Here is a 23,131-nt window from a genome sequence, read left to right as displayed (position 1 = left end):
CTCAACGCCGCGTACATGGGAATCTGGCAGATCCTCGGACCGGTCATCGCCCTCGACACCATCGGCGCGCAGGGCTGGGGGCTGGCCCTCAGCGCCCGCGCGGTCGGCTCACTCCTGGCCACCGTCGTCATGGTCAAACTCACCGTCCACCGACCCATGATCTGGGCCATGTCCCTGATGACCCTCGCGGCCGCTCCACTCATCCTGCTCGGCACCGGCGCGAACACCAGCTGGCTTGCCACAGCAGCCTTCGCCGCAGGACTGGCCGCCGAATTCTTCACCGTCGTGTGGTCGACCGTCTGCCATCTCAACATCCCCGAACGCCTCCTCTCCCGGGTCGGCGCCTGGGACGAATTCGGATCCTTCGTATCCATCCCCCTCGGCCAGCTCTCGGCCCCACTCCTGGCCGCCGCCTTCGGCATCACCACTGTCGCCACCACCGGCGGCGCACTAGTGGCCGTCGCCCTCCTGCTACCTCTCCTCGTCCCATCCCTCCGCCGCCTGGAGATGAACACCAGCCAGAAAGCTGCTGACGACACCTGATGCCAGGAGAGGTAACGTTATCTCGTGGCCGAACCCGCGTCGCGCAACGATCAGGCGATCGCCGAGTTCCGTGCGAACGGCGGTCGCCTCACCGGTCCGCTCGCAGATACGCCGGTGTTGCTGCTACACCACACCGGCGCCCGCAGTGGCGCTCCGCGAGTTACCCCGCTGGTGTACTCGCGGCATGCCGGCGGCCGCTTGGTGGTCGTCGCGTCGAACGGCGGAGCGGCAGGCAATCCCGCCTGGTTGCACAACCTACGAGCCCACCCCGTCGCTACCGTTGAGATCGGCACCGACACCCTTCCGGTCCGCGCAACCGAGCCGGTCGGCCAGGATCGCGACCAGCTGTGGGCGGAGGTCATCGCACGCTACCCGTCCGTCAGCAGCCATCAAGCACACACAGCTCGGAACATCCCACTGGTCGTGCTGCTCCCGGCCTTACCCGACTAACTGGCACAACTGCTTCGTGAACCCCCCGGCCGTATCGTGATGCTGTGACGTACGGCGAGGCGGTCGGGCCCGGGCTGAAGGTCGAGCTGTTGGGACCGATGCGGGTGTTCGCCGAGGGTCGCCAGATCGTCGTCACCGGTGATCGTCAACGGACCCTGCTCGCCGTACTGGCGATGTCGGCCGGCGAGCGTGTCTCGGTCGAACGACTGGCGACGGCCATGTGGGACAGTGACCTGCCCGCCGACCCCCGCAACGCCGTACAGCTCTATGTGGCGCGGCTTCGGGCCGAGCTCGGCGCCGAAATGATCAGCACCAAGCAGGCGGGATACGTGCTGCACGCAGGGCCGGATCAGGTCGACGCCTTGCGGCTCACGCAGTTGCTCGACCAGGCTGCGCAGGACATGCCTGCGGAGAGACAGCTGCTGACCGAAGCGTTGGCTCTGTGGCGCGGTACGCCGTTCGAGGACACCGGCTCGGCCTGGCTGGTGACTGCTGTGGCGCCACGACTGGTCGAGCGGTACCTGGCCGGGGTCGAACGACGGATCGATCTCGATCTCGCCGACGGTCACGAACTCGACCTGGTTGCCGACCTCGTCGAGCTGACGAGCCGCCATCCGCTACGGGAATCGTTGTGGGTCAGGCGACTCGTGGTTCTGGCCCGGTCCGGGCGGCATGCCGAGGCGTTGGCGTCGTACGACGCAATTCGTTCGTTGCTCGCCGATGAGCTCGGCACGGATCCGGGTCCCGAACTCCAGGCGGTTCACGCCGACCTGCTCGCCGGCCGGACGCCTGCCGCGCCGGACGATCGGACCGTCCCTCGGCGCCTCGTGCCCCGACAGCTCCCTGCCGACATCGGCGGGTTCACCGGCCGCGCCGCGGATCTGCTGTGGCTGGAAGCGAGGCTCGACCGCGGCCAGGATCCGTCGCGGCGGTCGGTGCCGATCTGCGCGATCGCGGGTGCGGCAGGCATCGGCAAGTCGGCGCTCGCGATCCACACGGCACACCGGTTCGCGGATCGCTTCACCGACGGACAGCTCTATGTGGATCTGCAGGGTGCCACCGCGGGTCTGCAACCGCTGGCGCCGCTGGAAGTGCTGGGCCGGTTCCTGCGGGCTCTCGGCGTGGGGGCGGCTGCCATCCCGGCCGATCCAGACGAGGCCGGCGGGCTGTTCCGTTCGTTGGTGGCCGATCGGCGGCTGCTGGTCGTGCTGGACAACGCGGCCAACGCCGCACAGGTCAATCCACTGTTGCCGGCCGGGCCTGGCTGCGGGGTCCTGGTGACGAGTCGCCCTGTCCTCACCGGCATCGAAGGCGCGCAACAGCTGCGTCTTGACGCACTTGCGCCGACAGAGGCAATCGAGCTGCTCGGCCGCCTGGCCGGGGCCGAGCGGATCGCCGCGGAGCCGCAGGCGGCCGCCGAGGTGATCCGGTGGTGTGCGTCGCTGCCGTTGGCTCTCCGGATCGCGGGTGCGCGCCTGGCGACCCGGCCGACCTGGCTCGTCGACACGCTGGCCGAGCGCCTCGCCGATGCGGGCCGGCGGCTGGACGAACTGGAGATCGGCGAGGCCGGCGCCCGCGCCAGCTTTGCCGTGTCGACCGAGCAGGCACGCAACAGCATGGATCCGCTCGATCGGGCCGCGGCCAGGTCCTTCGGCCTGCTCGGTGCGTTCGACGGCCCCGAGCTCGGAATTCCGGTCGCGGCAAAGCTGCTGGATGAGCCGGATGCCGCCGCCGAGCGCGTGCTCGAACGGTTGGTGGACATTCAGCTGCTGGAAACGCAGTCGCCGGGCCGGTACCGCCTGCACGATCTCCTACGGCTCTACGCCCGCGAGCTCGCCGAGCAGGAGCCGGAGCAGGTGCGATCGGCCGCGTTGGTACGGGTCCTGACGTTCTATCTGGCGACGACCTGGCAAACCCTTCGGTTGCTGCGCCCCGGCGACTACCGCCTCGCGCGAATCGCCGGCGGTGGTACCGGTGGTCTGGATTTCGCCGACGACCTGGCGGCCCTCGAGTGGCTGGACACCGAGCGCATCAATCTGGTGGCCGCCGTTCAACAAGCCGCAGCCTCCGGCTCTGCCGACGCGGAGGAGCTGGCGGTGCATCTGGCGCACATGCTCTATGGCTTCTTCTTGCTGCGTGGGGACTTCTCGGACTGGGTGCAGGTCAACCAGGCCGCACTTGGGATGGCGCGGGAGCGGGGCGATCTTGCCGGTCAGGCACAGGTCCACAACGATCTCGGCGTACGGAGCTGGCGACTCGCGAAGTACGACGAAGCGGTCGCCAGTCTGGCGGAAAGCCTCACCATCCGACGCACTCTCGGCGACCTACCAGGTCAGGCCGCCACTCTGGTCAACCTCGGCCTCGTGTACCAGTGGCAGCGCCAGTACGGCGAGGCGCTTGCTTGCCTGGAGGAGAGCCTCGCGATCTCCGGGCGCATCGAGGATCCGCGTGGAGCGGCAGGTGGCCTGGCCAATCTGGGCGACATCTATCAGCGGCAGGAGCGCTACGAGGAAGCGCTGACAGCACTGCAGGAAAGCCTCGCGATCAGCCGCGAGCTCGGTGACCGCCGGAGCCAAGCCACGGCGCTGAGCAACCTCGGTGCGCTCTACAGCCGGCAGGAGCGCTACGACCTGGCCCTGACCGCCCAAGAGGACGCCCTGGCGATCTTCGGGGAACTCGGCGACGGCGACGGCGAAGCCTTCTGCCTGACCGACATCGGTGTCGTACAACGACGTCAGGGGCATCATGACGATGCGCTGGCGCGACTGCGCGACAGCCTCGCCATCCGCCGGCAGTTGGGCGACCTGCACGGCCAGGCAGAGACACTGCGCGAACTCGGCGCGACGTTGCACGAGCTCGGTCGGATCGACGAGGCATGCGACCGCTGGAAGCACGCCTTGGTGCTCTTCGAACAGGTGTCGACCGCCGATGCCGAGCAGGTCCAGACGCTTCTCGCCGACTGCGCACGAGGGGTTCGGGCCGTGGCCCGAACCCCCGATCACCTACCGGGCAACCTGTAGCGCCGACCGGGCCGGTGCCTTAGCGGCGGCGGTAGCGGCCTCCGGGACCGGCAGCGGTAGCGGCGCGCAGGTCGTGTCGGCGCGGTCACCGGACTTGCGCGGCGGCAAGGTTCCGTTGGCCAGGTAGGCCGCGACCTGGTTGTCCAGACACGCGTCACCAGACAGCGAACTGCCGTGCTCGGTGCCACCGGGCAACGCGATCAGGCTGGCATGCGGATACCGTCTGCGGACCTCGAGGCTGCCCTCGAACGGCGTCGGTCCGTCCAAGGTCTGGTCGATCAGCAAAGCGCTGCTCACCTTGCTCCCGTCGACCTGCAGCGGGGCGTGGGCGGGCGCAGGCCAGGATCGGCACGGCAGGTTGTACCAGGCATTCGCCCAGGTCTCGAACGGCGCCTTGGCAAAGGTCGCCCAGTTGTCGCGCGCCCAGGTCGACCACTGCTGCGGCCACGGCGCGTCGGTGCACTGGACGGCGCTGTACACGGCGTACGAGTTGTCGTTCCCGAGGCCGTCGATGAGCAGATACAGGTCCTCGAGGTTGGCCACGTCGTTGGTGTGCACGTAGCGAGCGAAGGCATCACCGAGGAGCGTCCACGACGCGTGCTTGTAACCCGTGGGCAGGAAGATGTCGACCCACTCGTCGCCGCCGATCTTGCCGTCGGCCGGATGCAGCGTCAGCTTGGCCTCGGTCTGGTAGAAGAGTTTCTCGACCGCCTTCTCAGTGGTGCCGAGGTGGTAGACGTTGTCGTAGTCGGCCAGCCAGCCGAACCAGATCTTGATGATCGTGTTGAAGGCGACGTCCTGGTTGAGATTGGCCTGGTAGAAGACGTTGCGCGGATCGACGTTGCTGTCCAGGACCATTCGCCGTACGTGGGCCGGGAACAGGGTGCTGTAGACCTGGCCGAGGTAGGTGCCGTAGGAGAAGCCGTAATAGTTGATCTTCTCGACCCCGAGCGCGATCCGGAGGCTGTCGAGGTCCTTGGCGTTCTCGATCGTGGTCATGTGCTGGAGGATCGGCCCGTTCGCCGTGCAGGCATCGGCGTAGCCCTTGGTGCGGCTGGTCCACTGGTCCACGATGGACGACCGCACCGGGAGATAGGTCGGACGGTTGAAGCCGAAGAAGTTCGGGTCGCAGGACAGGGCCGGCTGCGACGATCCGACACCCCGTGGATCGAACCCGATCCAGTCGTAGTAGCCACCGGCGCCGTTCGGTACCAACTGTCCCCACGTGGACAGCCCGAGCCCCGAGGCCCCGGGGCCACCCGGGTTGATCAGCATGACGCCCTGGGCCTGCGCATCGGGCACGGTGTGTTTGATCCGCGAGATGGCAATCTTGATCTTCGGGCCGGCCGGGTTCGCATAGTCCAGTGGCACCGGCACCAACGCGCACTGGGCGCCGGCATCCTTCAGGCCGGGATCGTCGCATACCTGCCAGGCGATGGACTCTGCCCGCGCCGGCGCAGCGGCACCCAGCGAGGTGAGCCCGGCCGCGACGACAGCCGCGGCGGTCAGCACCCTGAGCGCAGTAAGTCTTCTCATCGAGACCCGCCCTCCTTGCGTAGAACCCTCGGATGCCGGGGACGCTAGGTGGGTCCGACTTCAATCCGCCATCAATGCGACTTCGCCGACCTCACACGCGACGGTGTAGTGGCTTGGTTAGAGTTGATGGCGTGTGGCTCGTGTCCGGACGACGATTGACGTGCTCGAGATGGTGACTGGCCGGCGGGACGACTTCGGTCGGCCGACGCAGCGCCGGCCGACGGTTGCCGATGTCGCACGGGTCGCGGACGTGAGCCTGATGACGGTCTCGCGGGTCGTGAACCAGGTGGTGACGGTCGACCCGGAACTGCGGAACCGGGTCCTGGCCGCGATCGCGACGACGGGCTATCAACGCAACCGGACGGCACACGCGCTGCGATCGGCCCAGCTGGGGACCAGCGTCGGCCTGCTGATCGAAGATCTGGCGAATCCGTTCTACTCGGCGATCGCCGCAGGTGCGGCAGATGTCGCACTTGAACACAACACGCTGCTCTTCACGGCAAGCTCGGAGGAGGATCCGCAGCGGGAAGAGCAACTGCTGATGGCGATGTGCGAACGCCGGGTCAACGGGCTGTTGATCGTTCCGACCAGCAGCGACCATTCGTACCTGCAGCAGGAAGTTGCCCTGGGCACTCATGTCGTCTGCCTGGATCGCCAGGCCAAGGGGCTCAAGTCCGACGCGGTCGTCATCGACGACAAGGGCGGTACGCAGCAAGCGATCGAGTACGTACTGAGTCGCGGCCATCGGCGGATCGGCGTACTGATGGACTCACCCGAGATCGCCACCATGCGGATCCGCCTGGAGACTGCCCAGGTGGAGCTTGCCAGTGCCGGTCGGCCGGTTGATCCAGGCATGGTTCGCGATGACGTGCACGATCCCGCGGCCGCGGGTGCCGCCGTACTGGAACTGCTGGCGGCTCCGGATCCACCGACAGCCGTCTACTGCGGCAACAACCGGATCACCATGGGCGTGATCGAGGCATTGATGGGAACCGACGCCGACCTGGACGTCGTGGGCTTCGACGACTTCGAGGCCGCGCCCCTGATGCCCCGACCCGTCACTCTGGTGAGCTTCGACGCCCGCGCGATCGGACGGCGCGGCGCCGAACTGCTCTTCCGCAGAATCGACGGCGCAACCGGCCGCCGCCGCCGCGTAGTCATCCCCACCCACCTCGTCACCCACGGCCTAGGCACCACGACCACCCCCTCGTAACACCCACCGAGAAACCACCCTGCCCGAGCGCAGGCACTCCCCCGCGACCTGTCGTGAGGTAACGTTAACTTGCCCGACGACCGACTCATGGAGTCACTCAAGAGAAGGGAGCAACCATGTCCAATCGCGAGCAGTGAACCAAGCAGTCCCTCGAACCGAACGCGGCGGCGGCGAGCGCACAACACCAGTCACACGGACGCTCGTCCGCTGGCCTGCTCTGCGAGGTAACGTTCTCTCGCGGTCGGGTCGAGCGCGACTGCTGAGTTGTTGGCGATGGTAGGGGCGGGTGGTGACGCGGTGACGTGTGCCTGTGGGGTACGGGTTGGGCAGCCTTGGCGGTTGCGCGATGCGCTCTGGAGTCCTGCTTCCTTTGTCGGTGGCGTGGTGTGGCTCGGGGTCGGGATCGGCTCGGCTCTGGCCGGTTTCAACCCGTTCGGCCTGATCCTGCTGGGAGTCCTGGTGGTGCTGGTGCTCGGATCGCTTGTGTCCCAGGCGATCCGGGGCCACCGCGGGTTCTGTCTGCTGGGACGCGGGTTGTGGTTCGGTATCGCCGTACCGGGCCTCCCGCTGCGGATCCTGGGCGCCTTCAACTCCTGATCCAGGTGCGCGACAGGCAATTGACAGCCTGACGAACGATAGTGCCGGGCAACGCCCTCGTTCGAAAGGACCGGTGACATGGTCGACATCCTGCACAGAATCGGCGTCGAGTCGTCGGTGAAGTACGTTTACGAGACCTTGGCCACGATTGACGGGCTCGCCGGTTGGTGGACCGAAGACACTCGCGGAGACAGTGAACTCGACGGAGTCATCAGATTTCGCTTCGCCGGCGCACCGGCGCCTGGTGGCTTCGACATGAAGGTGCTCGAGACCGTGCCCGACAAGCTCGTGCGCTGGAAGGTCGTCGAGGGACCCGAGGAATGGGTCGGCACCGTCATTCGCTTCGAGCTCAGCCAGGACGGCGACTTTGCGATCGTGATGTTCCGGCACGAGGGATGGCGCGAACCAGTCCCGTTCATGTACCACTGCAGCACGAAGTGGGCGACGTTCCTCATGAGTCTCAAGAAGCTCGTCGAAACCGGCTCCGGCGATCCCGCACCGGACGACGTACGCATCAGCAACTGGCACTGAATTCCACGGCCCATTGCACACCATGACCAGCGAGGCTGGTGAGGAAGTCGGCAGGGTCGAAGGCCTGCGCCGGTGCGAGCACACCCGACTTGGTGCCGTCGGCAACTAGTCGGTGAACGCCCTCGACGGCGATCACCGCCGTACTGCCCTGCATGTCCGTGCCGTGGACGAAGCCGCGCGCGTGCTGACCGTTCTCGCCGTCCGCCTCGACCACGATGATCCAGCGGGCGCTTTGGCGTCCGGCCGGCGGCGGTCCTTCCGGCAAGGCCTCGATCAGCTCTGGAGTAACAGCAGCGAGCCCGGGGACGAGATCCGCCGTCGTGACACCCTCCACGCGCCGAGCTTGGACGTGGCGTGGGACCGTGACGACCGCGGGGAGCGGAAACTTGACCACGGGAATCGGATCACCCGCCAAGAACCGCAGCGAGGTCCGGTACGCCGGGATCCCCTGATCCCACCGGCCATCGGCGTACCCGAGACCGCCGGTAGCGAATGTCTCCAGATTCGCCAGCACGGATCGTAGTGTGCCCCGCGTCGGGGGCGCCGAGCCCCGAACCAGTTGGAGCCCGACGACGAGCTCGCGGACCGGCTGGACGCGCGCCGCGACGAGACTGGCGAGCAGGTCGCTGGGCAGTCCGTCGTCGTTGAGCGACGGTACGACGGCCACACCGCCGGCCGCTGCAGCTGTACTGACCGACTCGAAGACTTGTTGCAGGTAGAGCTGTTCGCCCGAGATGTCGACGTACTGGCACCCAGCCGCGATGGCCGCCTGGACGGACGGTCACCGCCGGCGGCGGTGCGGCGGTCCGCTCCGGAGGCGTCGACAGCGGCGAGTCGCATTCGCCACCGCCTTCAAACGCGAACTAGGCCAGGCTCCTGGCACCTACCGCACGTCAGCCATCGAAGCCACCACACCTCTGTAGCCGCCGCTCAGCGCCGGCGGGCGTGCTTTGCCGCCCCTGGCTCCCGAAGGCCGTAGGCTCGACCGTCATGGCTCCTGGGGACTGGAAGAGACTTGATCTCGGGCTGTTGATTCCGTTGAGCGCGCTGCTGACCGAGCGCAGTGTCACCAAGGCCGCGGACCGGTTGTCGATCGGGCAGTCGTCGATGAGCGAGATCCTGGCGAAGCTGCGGCGCCACTTCGACGATCAACTGCTCGTGCGCGACGGGCGCACCTTCCAGCGGACGCCGTTGGCCGAGTCCCTCCTGGAGCCGCTCGAGGACCTGCTGGTCTCCGCCCGCGAGGTGCTGAACTGGGGCCAGTCGTTCGACCCGGCCACCGCGCGGCGGAGCTTCACGGTGATGGCCAGTGACTACGCGGCGACGACGCTGCTCCTGCCGGCGCTGCGCACACTGACGGCCGATGCCCCTCGGGTCCAGGTCAGGGTCGAGGACCTTCGGACGGACATCGTCGATCCGCTCCGGAACGGACAGATCGACCTGTTGCTGTGGCCGCTGCAGCTCAAGATCCCCGACCTGGCGAAGTTTCCCCGCGCGCCACTGTTCACCGACGAGTTCGTGACCGTGGCCGACCGGGACAACCACGCGGTGACCGGGCCGCTGACAGCAGCGGAGCTGGTACGGCGGCCGACCGTGAAGATCAACCCGATCGTCGCCCAGCTCCAGCCGCTCCCCGACTTCTGGCTGGAGGAGCAGGTTCTCCCCGCGCGAGCAGCACTCACCGTCGGTTCGTTCACGCTGGCGCTGCATGCGGTCTCCGGTTCGGAGCTGATCACGACGACCCAGCGCAGACTGTTCGAGCGGCTCGGACCGACGCTCGGGTTGCGGGAGATCCCGATGGCCATGGAAGCGCCCAAGCTCACGCTCGCGATGTTCTGGCATCCGCGCAACACCACAGCGCCCGCTCACCGCTGGCTGCGCGAACGTCTGACGCAGACGGCTGGTCAGCTGCGGTAGGCCTGGCGTTGCGGGATGTATCGGACCAGCCGATGAAGGTCATCGAAGATCGAGGGTTCTCGGGGCTGGGCGGGCGTTGTTAGCGTCATCCTCCACCCGAAGCGGAGGCTCCCTTGACTGACAGCCACAGCAAGCAGACGAAGTCCGAGGGTGAGGGGGCGCTCGCGCGGGTTGCGCTGAGATTCACCGCATTCACCGAGAAGTGGTTGCCGGACGCGTTCGGGTTCGTGCTGGTCGGCACGTTCGTCGTACTGCTGTTCGGCCTCGTCACCGGCGAACCGCTCCTGAAGCGCCCCGACACTCCGACCGCGACCAAAGGCTTCGGCCTGGTCGATGCCTGGGGCATCGGGTTCTGGAGCCTGATCACCTTCACCCTGCAGATGGCGATGATCATCATCGGTGGGTACGCCGTCGCCACCAGCGGACCCGTCGCCCGGTTGATCACCAGACTGGCACGGATCCCGAAGAACCCACGGAACGCGGTCGCGTTCGTGGCCGCGGTCGCGATGCTGGCGTCGTACCTGAACTGGGCGTTCAGCCTGATCTTCGCCGCGATCCTGGCGCGCGAGGTCGCCCGAAACGTTCCGAAGGCGGACTACCGCGCCCTCGGCGCGATGGCGTTCCTCGGACTCGGAACGGTCTGGGCACAAGGCCTGTCCGGCTCGGCAGCGTTGCAAGTGGCGAGTGCGAGCAGCAGCCCGGCGCCGGTGCAGGAGGTGATCAAGGCCGGCGGTCACGCCAGCGGTCTGATCCCGCTGAGCGACACGATCTTCACCTGGCAGGCAATCGTCGCGACGTTGATCGTGTACGTCGTGGGCGTCGCCATGGCCTGGCTCATCGCGCCGGGTGAGCGCAGTTCGAAGACCGCGACCGATGTCGGCATCGAACTGCGACCGTTGGTCGGTCCAGGTTCGGTGGAGGACAAAGTCACCGAAAAGCGTCGCCCTGGTGACTGGCTCGAGCACTCGCCCGTGTTCAGCCTGCTGATCGTCCTGCTCGGCGCCGTCTACCTGGTGCGGTACTTCGACGGCAAGAGTTTCGTCAGCGCACTCGACCTGAACACGGTGAACCTGATCCTGTTCCTGCTCGCCATTCTGCTCCACTGGCGCCCGTGGCGGATGGCCCGCGCAGTGCGAGACGGCGCGCCCGCGGCGGCCGGCGTACTGCTGCAATTCCCCTTGTACGGCGGGATCTTCGGCATGATCGCCTACACGGGGATCTCGGCCCGCCTGGCCGGCTGGCTCGTGCAGGCGAGCAACCAGTTCTTCTTCCCGCCGCTGGTGGCGATCTACTCGTGCATCCTCGGCGTCTTCGTGCCCAGTGGCGGCAGTAAGTGGGTGATCGAGGCGCCGTACGTGCTGGATGCGGCCAACCAACTGCAGGTCAACGCCGGCTGGATGGTGGTTGTGTACGACCTCGGTGAGGCGAGCGCCAATCTGCTGCAGCCGTTCTGGATGCTGCCGACGCTCGCCATTCTCGGCCTGAAGGCCCGCGACATCATGGGCTACACGTTCACGATGTTCCTGGCGTGCTACCCGGCCGCCCTGATCGCCGTGACCCTGCTGGCTCCTCACGTCACGGGCTAGGCGGTCAGGTCGTGGGGGGTCTTGCCGGGTTCGACCAGGACTACGGTTCGGGTGGCGGTGTGGGTTACGGCGGTGGTGAAGCTGCCGTCGGCGAATTGGGCTCCGGGGCCTCGGGGTGAGCGGCCTACTGCGATCAGGCGGGCGTCGATGTCGTCGGCGTGTTGGGCGAGGGCGCGGCCGGCTGCGGCGTGGTCGCCGACGCTGGTGAGGACCTGGCCGGTGGCCGCGATGCCCTGGGTGAACAGGCGGTCGAGGTGGGACAGGACGGCGGCGCGGGCCTGCTCGGCGTCTTCGGCGTCGATGGCCTGCTCTTCGACGACGGCGGTCTCGCGGACGTGGACGACCTCCAGCGGGCGGCCGGCGTCGCGAGCGATGACCGCGGCGGCGTCGACGATCTCGGCGGCGTCCGGGGTAGCGCTGACCGCGACGATGACAGGCTGGTACGCCGCTGTCGGCGCAGCCCCGACACGCTCCAGACTCGGGCGCATCGTCTCCCCCTCGACCGAACCCTGCTCGGCCGCGGTGACCAGTTTGTGGCCGGAGGCAAGGACCGCGATCGCGAGCAGGAACGCGACGCCACCGACGTAGAACGGGACACCAAGGTTGGTGGCGTCGGCGAGCTTGCCCGCGACGAACGGCGCGAGCCCGCCGCCGATGAACCGGACGAAGCCGTACGCCGACGACGCGACCGGCCGCTCCACCGGCGAGACGAGCATCACCGCCTGGGTGGTCAGCGTGTTGTTGATGCCGATGAACGCGCCACTGATGATGACCGCGACGATGACGGCCGCCGGAGTGTCCACACCGATGGCGATCACGGCCATCACGATGCTGAGGCAGAACAGGTTGACGTACAGCACCGGCGCCGTACCGAACCGCGCCTGCAACCGCGGGGCGAAGAACACGCTGAACGCCGCGACCAGCAGACCCCAGCCGGTGAAGACCAGGCCGAGCTTGTGGGCGTTGAGTTCCATCGGGTACGGCGCGTACCCGAGCATCGTGAAGAATCCCCAGTTGTAGAGCAGCGCCATGATGCCCATGGTCAGCAGACCGCGGTGCCGCAACGCCTTGAGCGGCGCGGTCAACGATGTCTTCTGGGCCGGCTTCGGCAGTGTGGGGACGAACGCCATGGTCGCGACGAGAGCGATGAACATCAGCACCGCGACGCCGAAGAACGGCCAGCGCCAGCCGATGCTGCCGAGTTCACCGCCGAGCAGTGGCCCGACCGCGATGCCGAGACCCAGTGCCGTCTCGTACAGGATGATCGCCCCGGCGAAGCCGCCGCTGGCCGAGGCCACGATGACTGCGAGGCTGGTCGCGATGAACAGCGCGTTGCCCAGTCCCCAGCCGGCGCGGAACCCGACGATGCCGCCGATCGAGTTCGACGTACCGGCGAGCGCGGCGAACACGACGATGAGGATCAGGCCCACGATCAGGGTGCGCTTGGCGCCGATGCGGCTGGACACCCAGCCGACCACGAGCATCGCGACCGCGGTCACGACCAGGTAGCTGGTGAACAGCAGCGACACCTGGCTCGGTGTGGCGTGCAAGCTGCCGGCCAGTGCGGGCAGGATCGGATCGACGAGCCCGATACCCATGAACGAGACGACACAGGCGAACGCCACCGCCCAAACGGCACGCGGCTGCTTGAACGGGCTCGGGGCAGTCCCGTGGGACGCGGTCATATCCAGGATCTCCTCACGATGGATGCGGTCAGTCGGACGGCCGGGACTCGACCAGCCGGGCCAGCGCGGGCAGCGCGGCGGCGATGGCGGCCCGGTCCTCCGGATCGAGGCGGTCGAGCGTCTGCTGGAGCGCGTCGGCCCGCTCGGCACGCCGCTGCTTGAGCAGATCCAGACCGGCCTCGGTCGCCTCGACCAGGACGGTCCGGCGGTCGTCGGGCTTCGCGATCCGGCGCACCAAGCCATCGCGTTCCATCCGGGTGACCAACTGGGTCATGCCCGGTTGCGAGGCGCGCTGGGCGTGCGCCAGCTCCGTCACTCCGACAGCGCCGTCACGGCCCAGCCGGTGCAGCGCGGCCGAGGCTGTCGCGCTGAGGTCGCCGGCGGTCGACACCTGGCGGATGAACGTGACGAGTTGCTCGAGCACCACGACGAGCTCAGTGCCGGAAGCATCCGATTGCATAACCTCATTATGCATAACATCCTTATGGATGTACAGCGGCGAGGCTCACAGCGGCGGCCCGGGCCCAGCCGAGGCGGTCTGGGCTCAGCGAGGCGGTCCGGGCTCAGCGCCAGTCGGCGAAGTCCTCGAAGGCGGCGGTGTTCGTGACCCGAGACAGGTGCCGGCCGTCGGTCGTCAGCGTGTAGAGGTCCTCAGGCCCGCCCTGCTGCGTGATCAGGCCGACGACGAGGTGCTTCCCGTCCGGCGACCAGTTCGGGCTGAAGGCGAAGGCAGCGCCCGTAGGGATCCGGGTGACCCGACCGCCGTGCGCGCGGATCACCGACAACGTGCCGTCCGCGCCGGCGAAGACGATCTTCGAGCCGTCCGGCGACCAGTGTGCGAGGCCGTTGTCGTGGGAGTTCGGTACGCCGTACTCCGTCAGCTGGTGTAGGTGCTTGCCGTCGCTCGTGCCGACGTACAGAGCGCCGGTTTGGCCCTGGTCCGGGACGGTCGGATCTGGGCCCGGCTTCGCGCGCATAAAGACGAAACGACTGCCGTCGGGCGAGAATCCGCCGGGGATATCGCCTCCGCCGAAGTCGCCGCTCGGCGGGTAGGGGTTGGTCGTCAGCCGCTGCACGGAACCGCCGTCCGAGGCCCGGATCGTGTAGATGCCGTTCAGCGCGGGATCACCGCCGGCCGGTCGACTGACCTGACAGAGCAACCGGCGTCCGTCCGGCGACCACGCCGTACAGCGGATGTCGGCATCGCTTGGCAGGGCCGGGACAGTCAGCAGGCGGAAGCCGGAGCCGTCGCCGGCCACGGTGGCCGGACGCGCGCCTCCGGTCGGCGGGAACGCGAACACGAGCATCGAGCGGCCGCTTGGAGACCAGACCGGGTCGTCGGCCACCATCGGCAGGCTCACCAGTCGCTCATGCCGGCCGCTCAGGTCGGCGACCACGATCCGCGGCTCCCCCGTCGCCTCGTCGTACCGGCTGAACACGATCCGCCCCTGGTCCACGCCCGCCCCCGCCGAAGCAGGTACCGCGAGCAACGTCCCAGCCGTCAGCAACGCCGTCAACACCCGCACCGCCACACCCCCTGGCTCGTTTGCGCCAACGATCCGCGCCCACCTTCAGAAAGGCTTAAAGGTTCCTGGAACACATCACACGATCGAGTGATGCAGACCGGTGAGATCTCGGGGGCAAGCTGGTCGCTATGAAGGCTGACGTGATCCGTGGCGCGGACGGGGTAGCACGGTGCGGGTGGGCCGGCGAAGCTGGTACGGCGCTGGCTCGCTACCACGACGAGGTCTGGGGCGCCCGGACCTCCGAAGACTCGGAACTGTTCGAGGCACTCACGCTGGGAGTCTTCCAAGTTGGTCTGAGCTGGCAAATCGTCTTCAACAAACGAGAAGCCTTCCGCCGCGCCTTCAAGAACTTCGAGGTAGCCAAGGTCGCCCGAATCACCGACGACGAGATCGAGCTCCTCGTCACCGACGCATCGATCATCAGGAACCGGGCGAAGATCCGCGCGACCGTGGACAACGCCCACGTGATGATCTCCGCGGCCCCCGCACTGTCCGACCTCGTCACCCAGTACACGACCGACCGCAAACGCGCCCCACGCCACCTCGCCGACCTACCCACCTCGACCCCCGCGGCCACGTCCCTCACCAAACAGTTGAAGTCCCAGGGCTACCGGTACGTCGGCCCCACCAGCGTCTACGCGTTCCTGCAGAACGTCGGAGCCGTCAACGACCACCTCCACGGGTGCTTCAAAGCATCCGACTGACCACCGGGTGGACACGACCAATGCCGTCGGCGAACGGCCCGGGCAGCAGCACGATGGTCGGGGCGACACCTGGCCTAGAGCTGCTCTTCGTACTCCTTGCGCATCGCGTCCCCGCCGCTACTGCGCCACGTCTTGACCAGGGCGTCGAGGGTGGAGATCGACTTGCGGGCCTGGACGATTTCCTTGATGCCGTCGGCGAAGGCTTTGTCCAGGACGGTGTTCTTGCTGGCGTTGGTGTTGGAGAAGAGGCCAACGGTGGGATTGACGGCCGTCTTGGCCAGCACTTTTGTTTGGTAGGCGTGTTGTACGTCGGCATCCTGCGGCCGCCCGGGTTGGTACAGGACCGCGGGCGCGTCGGCGAGGTAGCGGATCGGGAGGGCCGTGTTGGTCACGCCGGACGAGGTCAGGTTCGGATCGCCGTCCTGGTTGACGGTGTGATCGACGCCCTGCTGGCCGAAGACCCGGTAGACGTACTCCTCGGTGCCGAACGGCGCGGCCAGCCAGTTGAGCATCCGGAGGATCAGCTCGATCTTCTTCGGGTCCGTCTGCTTCTTCAGAGCGGTGATCGAGTACACGCCCGAGCCCTGGTACCACGGAGCCAACCCACCGCCGGCTCGGGTGTAGATCGGCATCAGCCCCAGCTTGAACTTCGGGTTCCCGGCACCGCTCACGATGTACTGGGTCCAGCCGAGATACCCGTCGATCGCGTTGATCGCAATGGTTCCGGCGGTGAACAGGTTCTTGAACGGAAGCTGGTCCGAGAACGCGTCGGGATGGAGGACACCGGCCTTCCACAGGGCAGCGAGGTCCGCGATGCCCTGCTTGTACTCGGCGGACTCGTACTGATGGGTGAGCTTGCCGCCCTCCTCGCGCCAGGTGTTCGGCGCCTCGTTCATCATCATCAGGAAGTCGCGCACGTGGGCCCAGTAACCGAAGGCCCAGCGCCTCGATTTCGGATCGGTCAGCGCCTTCGCGGTCGCGGTCAACTCGGCGAAGCTCTTCGGCTCCGGCGACACCCCGGCGGCTTCGAACAGGTCCTGCCGGATGAAGCTGTAGAACTGGGCCGCACCCCGCGGGATCGGGATGCCGTAGATCCCGCCGTTGAAGACCGCCGACTTCCAGGTCCGGGTGGGGATGTTCGCGAGATTCGGGTACTTCGTGATCGCGTCGCCGGCGAGGTGCTCGTCCAGACGGGTGAATCGCTTGTCCAGCAGGGCCGGCAGGTTCGCGATCGTCCGCAGCTGCAGCACGTCGGGCAGCTCGTTGCCGGCGATGGTGGTGGCGAACTTCTGTTCGTAGTCCGCGGCAGCGACCATCTGCAACTTCAGATCGATACCGAGCCGATCGTTCAGGCCGGTCCAATAGCTGTTCCGGCTCAGGCCGGGCGGTACGGCGTAGAAGATGTTGCTCATCCCGGTGATCGTCTCGCCGTTCCCCGGCTTGTCCGGTACCGACTTCGCCCGCTGCTTCGGGAAGTGCCGGAACGCCGCATCGACCCCGCTCGCCGTTGCCGGAAGATCAGGTTTGAGCCCCGAGTACGCGACGTACGTCGGGAGCGCGACCTTGCTGTTCGATGCGACCGAGTTGGCCTGACTGCTACCGCCACCGCTGTTGCAGCCGGAGACCGACCCGATCCCCAGGAGCGCGGCGGCTCCTCCTCCGGCGCTCACCAGGAACGACCTGCGCCCGATTGCCCTGTACGACATGACTTTCTCCTGACTGGATTGTCAACCTTTGACGGCGCCGACCAAGACTCCCTTGGCGAAATGCTTTTGCAGGAAGGGATAGACGACCAGGATCGGGACGAGCGCGACGACCAGGATCGCCATCTGCAACGGCAGTTGTGGCGGCATCGCCTCGGCTCCGGAGCCGACCTGGTCGCCTCCGATCGTCGTCTGGTTCACGACGAAGGTCCGCAGTACCAGGGACATCGGCCATTTGTCCGTGCTCTGGATGTACAACATCGCGTTGAAGAAGGCGTTCCAGTAGCCGACCGCGTAGAACAGGCCCATCACCGCGAGTACTGCCTTCGACAGTGGCAGCACGATCCGGACCAACGTGGTTGCACTGGAGGCACCGTCGATCGCGGCCGACTCGAACAACTCCTGCGGCAACTGCTGGAAGAACGCCCGCATGACCAGCACGTTGAAGGCATTCACCATCACCGGCAGGATCAGCGACCACCAGGAGTCCAGCAGGCCCAACTGCTTCACGACCAGGTAGCTGGGGATGAGCCCCGGGCTGAACAACACCGCTCCGAGCACCACCATCAGCATCGGCTTGGAGCCGGCCGCCTCCCGCCGAGACAGCCAATACGCCAGGCCGGCGGTCGCGGTCAGCGAGAGCAACGTCCCGACGACCGTGATCGCGATCGAGATGGTCAAGGCTCGCGTGACCACTCCCCCGGACAGGATTGCCCGGTACGCCGAAACCGACATCCCACCCGGCCACAGCACCATGCCGCCGCCGGAGCCGTCGATCGTCTGCTGATCCGCGAGGGACGTCGCCAGCACCGACCAGAACGGGATGACGACAAGCAGTACGGAGATCCCGAGCGCGACCGACTTCGCCAGTTGGGTCAGCGGATTCGGCGGCTCCATCCAGATCGGACGATTGCTCATTTGCGGTAGACCCCCTGTTCGCCGAACAGATGGGCCAGCTTGTTCGCGCCGACGACGAGCAGGATCCCGACGACGCTCTTCACCAACCCCGCGGCGGCGGACATGCCCCAGTCGCCGCCGATGATGCCGTTGTTGTAGACCCAGGTGTCGAGGACCTCGCTCGGCCCGGTCCCGACCGGTCCTTGTTGCAGAATGATCTGCTCGAAACCGACCGACAGGCTGTCACCCAGCCGCAGGATCAGCAGCAGGATGAAGATCCCCTTCAGGGCCGGCAGGGTGATGTGCCACAGCCGCTGCCGGGCGTTCGCGCCGTCGACCGCCGACGCCTCGTACTGCTCCTGGTCGACCTGGGCGAGTGCCGCGAGGAAGATGATCGTCCCCCACCCGGCGTCCTTCCAGATCACCTGCGTGGTCAGCAGTACCTTGAACAGGTCGGGCACTCCGATGATGTGAAACATCGGCAGGTCGTTCTGGATCAGGAACGTGTTCAGCATGCCCGCGTTGCCCAGCATCTGCTGGAAGATCGCGACCACGATCACCCACGAGAGGAAGTGCGGCAGGTACAGCACGGACTGCAGCAGCCGCTTGAGCCGCTCACCGGCCAGGCTGTTCAGCAGCAGCGCGATCCCCAACGGGATCGGGAAGACGAAGACGGCCTGGACGACGGTCAGGATCAACGTGTTGGCCAGTGCGTTCAGGAAGGCCGGATTCCCGTCCCACAGGAACGAGAAGTTCCGCAGCCCGACGAACGGCGCGTCGCCGATGCCCAGATACGGCTGGTAGTCCTTGAAAGCGATGATGTTGCCGAGCAGCGGGAAGTACTGGAACAGGATCAGCGCGGTCGCGCCCGGCACTCCGAGCGCCACCAGCACCTTGTCCCGCCGCAAGCGCTGGAACCGTCGTGGCGACTCGTGGGCCGTCGCGGAGCTCCTGGTGCCGGCCACAGTGATGGCCATGAATCCCTCCTTGCCGCCCTCGTCGTTTCTGGGATGTTATTGAGCGGCGACGACAGGGCACTACCGGCTGGATTGACCGAAACTAGGACAGGATTTGCGGCCCGCTCAGATCGTGACTGCGGTGCCGTCCGGCCAGGTCACCGTCGGGCGACCGGATTCGGACACCTCGCCGGTGGGCCATTCGGGTGAGCTCGTCCCCAGCCAAGAAGCGACCACGTACCACCGATCCGCAGCCGGCGAATCAAAGCGACACCACGGGACGTCGAGGTCGGCTCCGAAGGGAGTCTCGAGCGCATGTGTCGCGGTGCCGGTCGTTCCGCCGAGCGTGAGTGGCACGACGGCGCTGACCAGGTCTGAGCGAGCGCCCGGGGCCGGCTTGCGCGGGACGGCGTAGCCCGAGATGACCAGCGCCTCGGCGCCACCGCCAGGCGAGATCCGAACCGCGCGTACCTCAACCGGCCCGCGGACCAGCGAGACACACCTCAACTCCGGACCGGCGTCGAACCCCGACTCCCCGAATCTCGCGAGGTGACGGCTGTCGGCGCGGCCATCGTCGATGTGGACAAGCTCGATCAGGGGTCGCTGCGACCAGCGGCCGGCGGCGTCGATCAACGCGATCTGGTTGTCCACTGCCTGGCCCGCCGAGCCGTCCGCCAACGGCACCGGAGCGGTCGCCGTCGAGTACCCGAACCTGTTGTACAGCGGACTTTCGGCCCCCGGCGTCGCTCCGCTGTGATCGACCCCGTGGTTGATCACCCTGACGATGCCGTCGGACGCCGTACCCGAAACCAACCAGCCGACGGGGCGAATCGCGTGAACCCGATCGACGACCGGCGCAGGCGGCTCCGGTTCCGTCCACACCGGATGGGATTCCGGAAGCAACAGCCCGGCGAACCCCAGACTCGCCCAGTACGGCGAGCCGGGACCGGAGTACGGCTGACGCATCGGCTCGAACCGATCGAACCAGCCGAGACTGAGCAGGCCGTCGCGGTCGTAGGCGCCTCGTTCGACGAAGTAGTCGATCGCGCCCATGCACGTACGACGAAGCCGGCCGGGCGGGAGCGGATTCGCGTCGAAGACGGCGCCGGTCCACAACGCGCCGACCACCGCGTGCCGATACACCAACGACCTGCCTTGGTACAGCGGTGCCCCGTCCGCACCGAACAGCTCCGAGGCACTGGCGACGTACGCCCTGAGCCGGTCCGCATACCGGGCCTGGCGTGCCGCGATTCCCGGTTCGCCGACGGAGATTCGGCAGTACCACAAGGAGAACAGCTGCATCGCGAAACCGGCGTACCAGTCGACGTTTCCGCCACGCCCGTCCGGCCGGCCGTCGCTGTGCCAACCCTCGCCCAGGTAGCAGGTGTCCAGGTACTCGAGGAACGAGTCGACCCTGGCCTGATCGTGCGGTCCGCCGACCGAGCGCAGGAAGGCCTGCGTGACGTTGTGGAACCAGTACCAGTTGCTCTCCGGGTACCACGCGCCGATGGACCCGGCCAGCCAATCAACCACTCGCTCCTGGACGGCCGAGGGCAAACGGTCCCAGATCCACCGGCGCGTTTCGTGCAGCGCGATCGAGACGGCCGCGGCCTCCACGCGTGCCTGCGTCGTATCGGCCAAGGACGGCCACCGCTCAGGCGAGGAGGGATCGGTACCTGCCGTCAGCCCGCGGGCGTACCAGCCGGCAAAGTCGTGCGGATCGGACTCCGCGGTCGACAACCGAAATCCCACCGCCAGGAACGAGCGCGCGAAGGCTTCCAGCCCATCGGAACTCGGACCCGCCTGACTCACCGGACCTGGCAGGTCGAACCGGGCATGATCCGGCGTCGCCCAGGGCCGCATGGCCAGCAACGACTTGTCCGCCAGGTCGGCAAGCCGCTGGTACGGCGAGGTCATCCCTTCGTCCCGAAGACCCGGCGGATCTGCTCGAGGTGACCGTGGCGATGGAGAGTGTCCGGCTCCAGGTAGCTGCCCTCGGTCCACTCGTTCCAGGCGTTGATGATCACCAGCGGAACGTTGCTCTGCTCAACGAATTCCCGGACCTGTTCGAGCGCACGACCGAACTGCTCCGGGGTCGCGTCCGAGATGATGTTGGTGTGCGGATAGCCGAGTGCCGGGTTCAACCGGTCGGACTGCACGGTCCGCGGCGAGGAGTCCCAGCCGACCGTGAGGTTGGGGTAGTAGGGCTGGTCGTACTCGGCGGTGTACCGCTTCCACCCGTCGGCGGCCTGCTCGAGCATGTGGGCGTACGACGTGAGCAGCGTCGGCATCCCGTGGTGATGCACCCAGACGTACGACGTGACGCTGTCGAAACCGAGTTGGCCGATCAACGTCGGACCGTCGAGCGCGACACCGTCCTCCGGCAGCACCGGCTTCTCCCGGGTGATGGCGTTCAGGTGGATGTCCCCGATCCCTGCCCGCACGGCCCGGTTGCGAAGACCGTCCAGCGCGGCCTTGGCGGCGTCGACCCCGCCAAGCCCCTTGATCAGCGTCTCGAGTTCGTAGATCGACAGGTACGGACGGCCGTCGATCCGCAGGTACGCCGGGTGCCCGAAGTACCGCTCGATCAGGTAGTCCGTGGCCGCTTCGAACTGCTCCGCGTCGACGGTGCCGGACTCCAACTGGGTCGCCGGCGTGCCCGACTTCCACGGATGGATGTTGCTCCAATGGTGGTTCGCCCACATCACCGCGAATTTCAAGTCCTGTGCTGCCGCGTTGGGCATGAACGCCGCTTCGAGCGGGCGCTGCAGGTACGGTCGGCCGCCGTACCAGTACCAGTCGAAGACGAAGGCGTCCACGCCGTGCTCGGTCGCCATCGCGATCTTGCCCGCCATCACGTCCGGATCCGCCTCGTCCAGGTACCCGTCGAGCGGGATCCGCGGCTGCACATGACCCTCGAACCGGGACTCGGCGCGCTTCACCAGCTCCCACTCGGTCCAGCCTTCGCCGTGCCACTGCTCGTTGCGTGGATCGACGTGATAGTTGGGAAAGTAGTACGCCGCGATGGTGACGTCGCGTTGAGACACAGGCTTCACTCCTCGCCGGGGACGCTGCCGACTGTAGGCCCGTGATGAGCCCTGTCCCTGTTGGTGGTGATGTGATGTTATTGACCGCCAAGGCGTCGCACCTTCGCGAGGATTGAGCGAAAGTAGGACAAAAGTGGCCAGTAGGCGCAGCAAGCCACGCTACGAGCGCGCCGCTGTCTTCAACCCGGACGGCCTGCCGGTGTGGGCGGACCGGCACCGGCTGCCCGCGGACATCGCGGCGCACGACCACGACTTCTTCGAGATCGCCCTCGTCACGCAGGGCCGCGGACTCCACATCGCGGCCGACGGCGACCACCCGATCGGCCCCGGCAGCGTCATCGTCGTACCGCCGAATCAGTGGCACGGGTATGCCCAGTGCGAGGACCTCGTGGTCTTCGACAGCTTCGTCGCGCCCGAGCTCATCGACGGCACGTTGTCGTTCCTGGACGCCGAGCTGCCGTTGATGCAGAGCGTCCACAGGTCGAGCCTTCCACTGCCGCAACGCGTCCAACTCAGCCAGTACGACGTGAGCCTGGCCGTCGCCGAGTTGCACAGCATGGGCGACACCACGCCCGCACGACGCTCACGCATCGAGCTCGTCGGTCACCTGCTGATCTATCTCGACATCTTGAACCGTTCCTGGTCACCGGAGCAGGCGATCCATCGCCGGTCGATCGCGCCACTGCATCCGGCGGTGTCCCGCGCGGCCCAACTGATGGAGGAGGATCCCGGCCGGTCCTGGACGCTGGCGCAGCTCGCCAGAGCGACCACCACCGAGCGGACCCACCTCGTCCGCCTGTTCCAGCGCGAGCTCGGCGCACCGCCGATCGCCTACCTCAATCGCCTGCGCGAGCAGGCGGCGGCCAGACTCCTGGTCCAGACCGACGAGCCGGTGGCCCAGATCGGTGCCCGCGTCGGGTGGGAGGACGCCGGGTACTTCGCCCGCAGATTCAGGGCCGCCTACGGCCTCAGCCCGTCGGCCTACCGCAACCGGGCCCGCACCGGCGAGGCCCGCTACCACGCCACCGGCGAGGCCGGACCACCGCTTCCGGTCAGCGGCGCCCGCTTCGGCGGCCAGATCGTCGGTTGAGATCGGCCAGATCGTCGGTTGAGATCGTCGGTTGATGCCGTAGGCAACGACTACAACTTCGTCCTACTTTCCGTCAACCCGAGCAAGGGTCCGGCCGGCTCGATGTCTCATAGCATCACCCGCATCGGAC

Annotated in this window: 20 protein-coding genes; 10 read left to right on the top strand and 10 right to left on the bottom strand. The window is 67.2% G+C overall.

Annotated elements, in window-relative coordinates:
* Positions 1–15 precede the first annotated feature (15 nt).
* The 3 genes from ACWF4Z_RS05930 to ACWF4Z_RS05920 are packed head-to-tail and all read left to right on the top strand — an operon-like array spanning position 16 to position 4,013.
* A complete protein-coding gene (locus ACWF4Z_RS05930) occupies positions 16–543 on the top strand; it encodes a hypothetical protein (RefSeq protein WP_452241808.1) in 528 nt (175 codons plus the stop codon).
* Between the two features lie 24 nt (positions 544–567).
* Positions 568–993: a nitroreductase family deazaflavin-dependent oxidoreductase gene (locus tag ACWF4Z_RS05925; protein ID WP_452241807.1), complete on the top strand. Its 426-nt coding sequence runs from the start codon at positions 568–570 to the stop codon at positions 991–993.
* Positions 994–1,037: 44 nt separating this feature from the next.
* Positions 1,038–4,013, top strand: a complete 2,976-nt coding sequence (locus ACWF4Z_RS05920; protein ID WP_452241806.1) for a tetratricopeptide repeat protein — start codon at positions 1,038–1,040, stop codon at positions 4,011–4,013.
* On the opposite strand, the gene ACWF4Z_RS05915 is transcribed toward ACWF4Z_RS05920, so the two are convergent.
* On the bottom strand, positions 3,996–5,549 hold the full coding sequence (locus tag ACWF4Z_RS05915) for an alpha/beta fold hydrolase (RefSeq protein WP_452241805.1): 1,554 nt from the start codon (positions 5,547–5,549) through the stop codon (positions 3,996–3,998). The two genes, ACWF4Z_RS05920 and ACWF4Z_RS05915, sit on opposite strands and share 18 nt — an antisense overlap.
* 133 nt (positions 5,550–5,682) lie before the next feature.
* Between ACWF4Z_RS05915 and ACWF4Z_RS05910 the strand changes: the two genes are divergently transcribed.
* From ACWF4Z_RS05910 to ACWF4Z_RS05900, 3 genes are all read left to right on the top strand, one after another.
* On the top strand, positions 5,683–6,762 hold the full coding sequence (locus ACWF4Z_RS05910; RefSeq protein ID WP_452241804.1) for a LacI family DNA-binding transcriptional regulator: 1,080 nt from the start codon (positions 5,683–5,685) through the stop codon (positions 6,760–6,762).
* A gap of 339 nt (positions 6,763–7,101) precedes the next feature.
* Positions 7,102–7,359 carry a hypothetical protein gene (locus ACWF4Z_RS05905; protein WP_452241803.1) on the top strand — a complete coding sequence of 86 codons (258 nt, stop codon included), beginning with the start codon at positions 7,102–7,104 and terminating at the stop codon, positions 7,357–7,359.
* A gap of 78 nt (positions 7,360–7,437) precedes the next feature.
* Positions 7,438–7,890 (top strand): SRPBCC family protein, encoded by a 453-nt coding sequence (locus ACWF4Z_RS05900; protein WP_452241802.1) that lies wholly within the window; start codon positions 7,438–7,440, stop codon positions 7,888–7,890.
* Here the strand turns inward: ACWF4Z_RS05900 and ACWF4Z_RS05895 are convergent.
* Positions 7,874–8,557: a hypothetical protein gene (locus ACWF4Z_RS05895; protein ID WP_452241801.1), complete on the bottom strand. Its 684-nt coding sequence runs from the start codon at positions 8,555–8,557 to the stop codon at positions 7,874–7,876. The two genes, ACWF4Z_RS05900 and ACWF4Z_RS05895, sit on opposite strands and share 17 nt — an antisense overlap.
* Before the next feature lie 323 nt (positions 8,558–8,880).
* Here ACWF4Z_RS05895 and ACWF4Z_RS05890 point away from each other — a divergent pair, with 323 nt between their 5' ends.
* Together ACWF4Z_RS05890 and ACWF4Z_RS05885 are read left to right on the top strand one after the other, a co-directional pair.
* Complete coding sequence (locus ACWF4Z_RS05890) at positions 8,881–9,807, top strand: LysR substrate-binding domain-containing protein (protein ID WP_452241800.1); 927 nt, start codon at positions 8,881–8,883, stop codon at positions 9,805–9,807.
* A gap of 113 nt (positions 9,808–9,920) precedes the next feature.
* The gene (locus ACWF4Z_RS05885) at positions 9,921–11,393 is read left to right on the top strand and encodes a short-chain fatty acid transporter (RefSeq protein WP_452241799.1); all 1,473 of its coding nucleotides are present in this window, start codon (positions 9,921–9,923) and stop codon (positions 11,391–11,393) included.
* On the opposite strand, the gene ACWF4Z_RS05880 is transcribed toward ACWF4Z_RS05885, so the two are convergent.
* The 3 genes from ACWF4Z_RS05880 to ACWF4Z_RS05870 form a co-directional block, all read right to left on the bottom strand.
* Positions 11,390–13,078: an MFS transporter gene (locus ACWF4Z_RS05880; protein ID WP_452241798.1), complete on the bottom strand. Its 1,689-nt coding sequence runs from the start codon at positions 13,076–13,078 to the stop codon at positions 11,390–11,392. The genes ACWF4Z_RS05885 and ACWF4Z_RS05880 overlap by 4 nt on opposite strands.
* Positions 13,079–13,106: 28 nt before the next feature.
* Entirely contained in the window at positions 13,107–13,538 is a 432-nt protein-coding gene (locus ACWF4Z_RS05875; protein WP_452241797.1) for a MarR family winged helix-turn-helix transcriptional regulator, read from the bottom strand.
* 103 nt (positions 13,539–13,641) lie between these two features.
* A complete protein-coding gene (locus ACWF4Z_RS05870) occupies positions 13,642–14,604 on the bottom strand; it encodes a TolB family protein (RefSeq protein WP_452241796.1) in 963 nt (320 codons plus the stop codon).
* 128 nt (positions 14,605–14,732) lie between these two features.
* Here ACWF4Z_RS05870 and ACWF4Z_RS05865 point away from each other — a divergent pair, with 128 nt between their 5' ends.
* Positions 14,733–15,308: a DNA-3-methyladenine glycosylase I gene (locus tag ACWF4Z_RS05865; RefSeq protein ID WP_452241795.1), complete on the top strand. Its 576-nt coding sequence runs from the start codon at positions 14,733–14,735 to the stop codon at positions 15,306–15,308.
* Between the two features lie 74 nt (positions 15,309–15,382).
* Here the strand turns inward: ACWF4Z_RS05865 and ACWF4Z_RS05860 are convergent, their stop codons facing one another.
* From ACWF4Z_RS05860 to ACWF4Z_RS05840, 5 genes are all read right to left on the bottom strand, one after another.
* The gene (locus ACWF4Z_RS05860; RefSeq protein WP_452241794.1) at positions 15,383–17,014 is read right to left on the bottom strand and encodes an extracellular solute-binding protein; all 1,632 of its coding nucleotides are present in this window, start codon (positions 17,012–17,014) and stop codon (positions 15,383–15,385) included.
* Positions 17,015–17,035: 21 nt separating this feature from the next.
* Positions 17,036–17,929 carry a carbohydrate ABC transporter permease gene (locus tag ACWF4Z_RS05855; protein ID WP_452241793.1) on the bottom strand — a complete coding sequence of 298 codons (894 nt, stop codon included), beginning with the start codon at positions 17,927–17,929 and terminating at the stop codon, positions 17,036–17,038.
* On the bottom strand, positions 17,926–18,885 hold the full coding sequence (locus tag ACWF4Z_RS05850) for an ABC transporter permease (protein ID WP_452241792.1): 960 nt from the start codon (positions 18,883–18,885) through the stop codon (positions 17,926–17,928). The genes ACWF4Z_RS05855 and ACWF4Z_RS05850 overlap by 4 nt, the downstream gene beginning before the upstream one ends.
* Positions 18,886–18,990: 105 nt before the next feature.
* A complete protein-coding gene (locus ACWF4Z_RS05845; RefSeq protein WP_452241791.1) occupies positions 18,991–20,781 on the bottom strand; it encodes a DUF2264 domain-containing protein in 1,791 nt (596 codons plus the stop codon).
* Positions 20,778–21,911, bottom strand: coding sequence for a glycosyltransferase WbsX family protein (locus ACWF4Z_RS05840; protein ID WP_452241790.1), 1,134 nt, complete (start codon positions 21,909–21,911; stop codon positions 20,778–20,780). Before ACWF4Z_RS05840 ends, ACWF4Z_RS05845 begins: the two co-directional genes overlap by 4 nt.
* A gap of 133 nt (positions 21,912–22,044) precedes the next feature.
* Here ACWF4Z_RS05840 and ACWF4Z_RS05835 point away from each other — a divergent pair, with 133 nt between their 5' ends.
* Entirely contained in the window at positions 22,045–23,001 is a 957-nt protein-coding gene (locus tag ACWF4Z_RS05835) for a helix-turn-helix domain-containing protein (RefSeq protein ID WP_452241789.1), read from the top strand.
* Positions 23,002–23,131 lie beyond the last annotated feature (130 nt).

It is taken from the genome of Kribbella sp. NPDC055071, assembly GCF_053608045.1.
Note: the sequence above shows the minus strand (reverse complement) of the source record. Positions and strands in the feature narration are given on the sequence as shown.

Bases quoted from the DNA above. Each gene is read 5' to 3' on its own strand.
- ACWF4Z_RS05930 (WP_452241808.1), top strand. From the start codon at position 16: ATGGGAATCTGGCAGATCCTCGGACCGGTCATCGCCCTCGACACCATC.
- ACWF4Z_RS05915 (WP_452241805.1), bottom strand. From the start codon at position 5,549: ATGAGAAGACTTACTGCGCTCAGGGTGCTGACCGCCGCGGCTGTCGTC.
- ACWF4Z_RS05900 (WP_452241802.1), top strand. From the start codon at position 7,438: ATGGTCGACATCCTGCACAGAATCGGCGTCGAGTCGTCGGTGAAGTAC.
- ACWF4Z_RS05890 (WP_452241800.1), top strand. From the start codon at position 8,881: ATGGCTCCTGGGGACTGGAAGAGACTTGATCTCGGGCTGTTGATTCCG.
- ACWF4Z_RS05880 (WP_452241798.1), bottom strand. From the start codon at position 13,078: ATGACCGCGTCCCACGGGACTGCCCCGAGCCCGTTCAAGCAGCCGCGT.
- ACWF4Z_RS05875 (WP_452241797.1), bottom strand. From the start codon at position 13,538: ATGCAATCGGATGCTTCCGGCACTGAGCTCGTCGTGGTGCTCGAGCAA.
- ACWF4Z_RS05865 (WP_452241795.1), top strand. From the start codon at position 14,733: ATGAAGGCTGACGTGATCCGTGGCGCGGACGGGGTAGCACGGTGCGGG.
- ACWF4Z_RS05860 (WP_452241794.1), bottom strand. From the start codon at position 17,014: ATGTCGTACAGGGCAATCGGGCGCAGGTCGTTCCTGGTGAGCGCCGGA.
- ACWF4Z_RS05855 (WP_452241793.1), bottom strand. From the start codon at position 17,929: ATGAGCAATCGTCCGATCTGGATGGAGCCGCCGAATCCGCTGACCCAA.
- ACWF4Z_RS05850 (WP_452241792.1), bottom strand. From the start codon at position 18,885: ATGGCCATCACTGTGGCCGGCACCAGGAGCTCCGCGACGGCCCACGAG.
- ACWF4Z_RS05845 (WP_452241791.1), bottom strand. From the start codon at position 20,781: ATGACCTCGCCGTACCAGCGGCTTGCCGACCTGGCGGACAAGTCGTTG.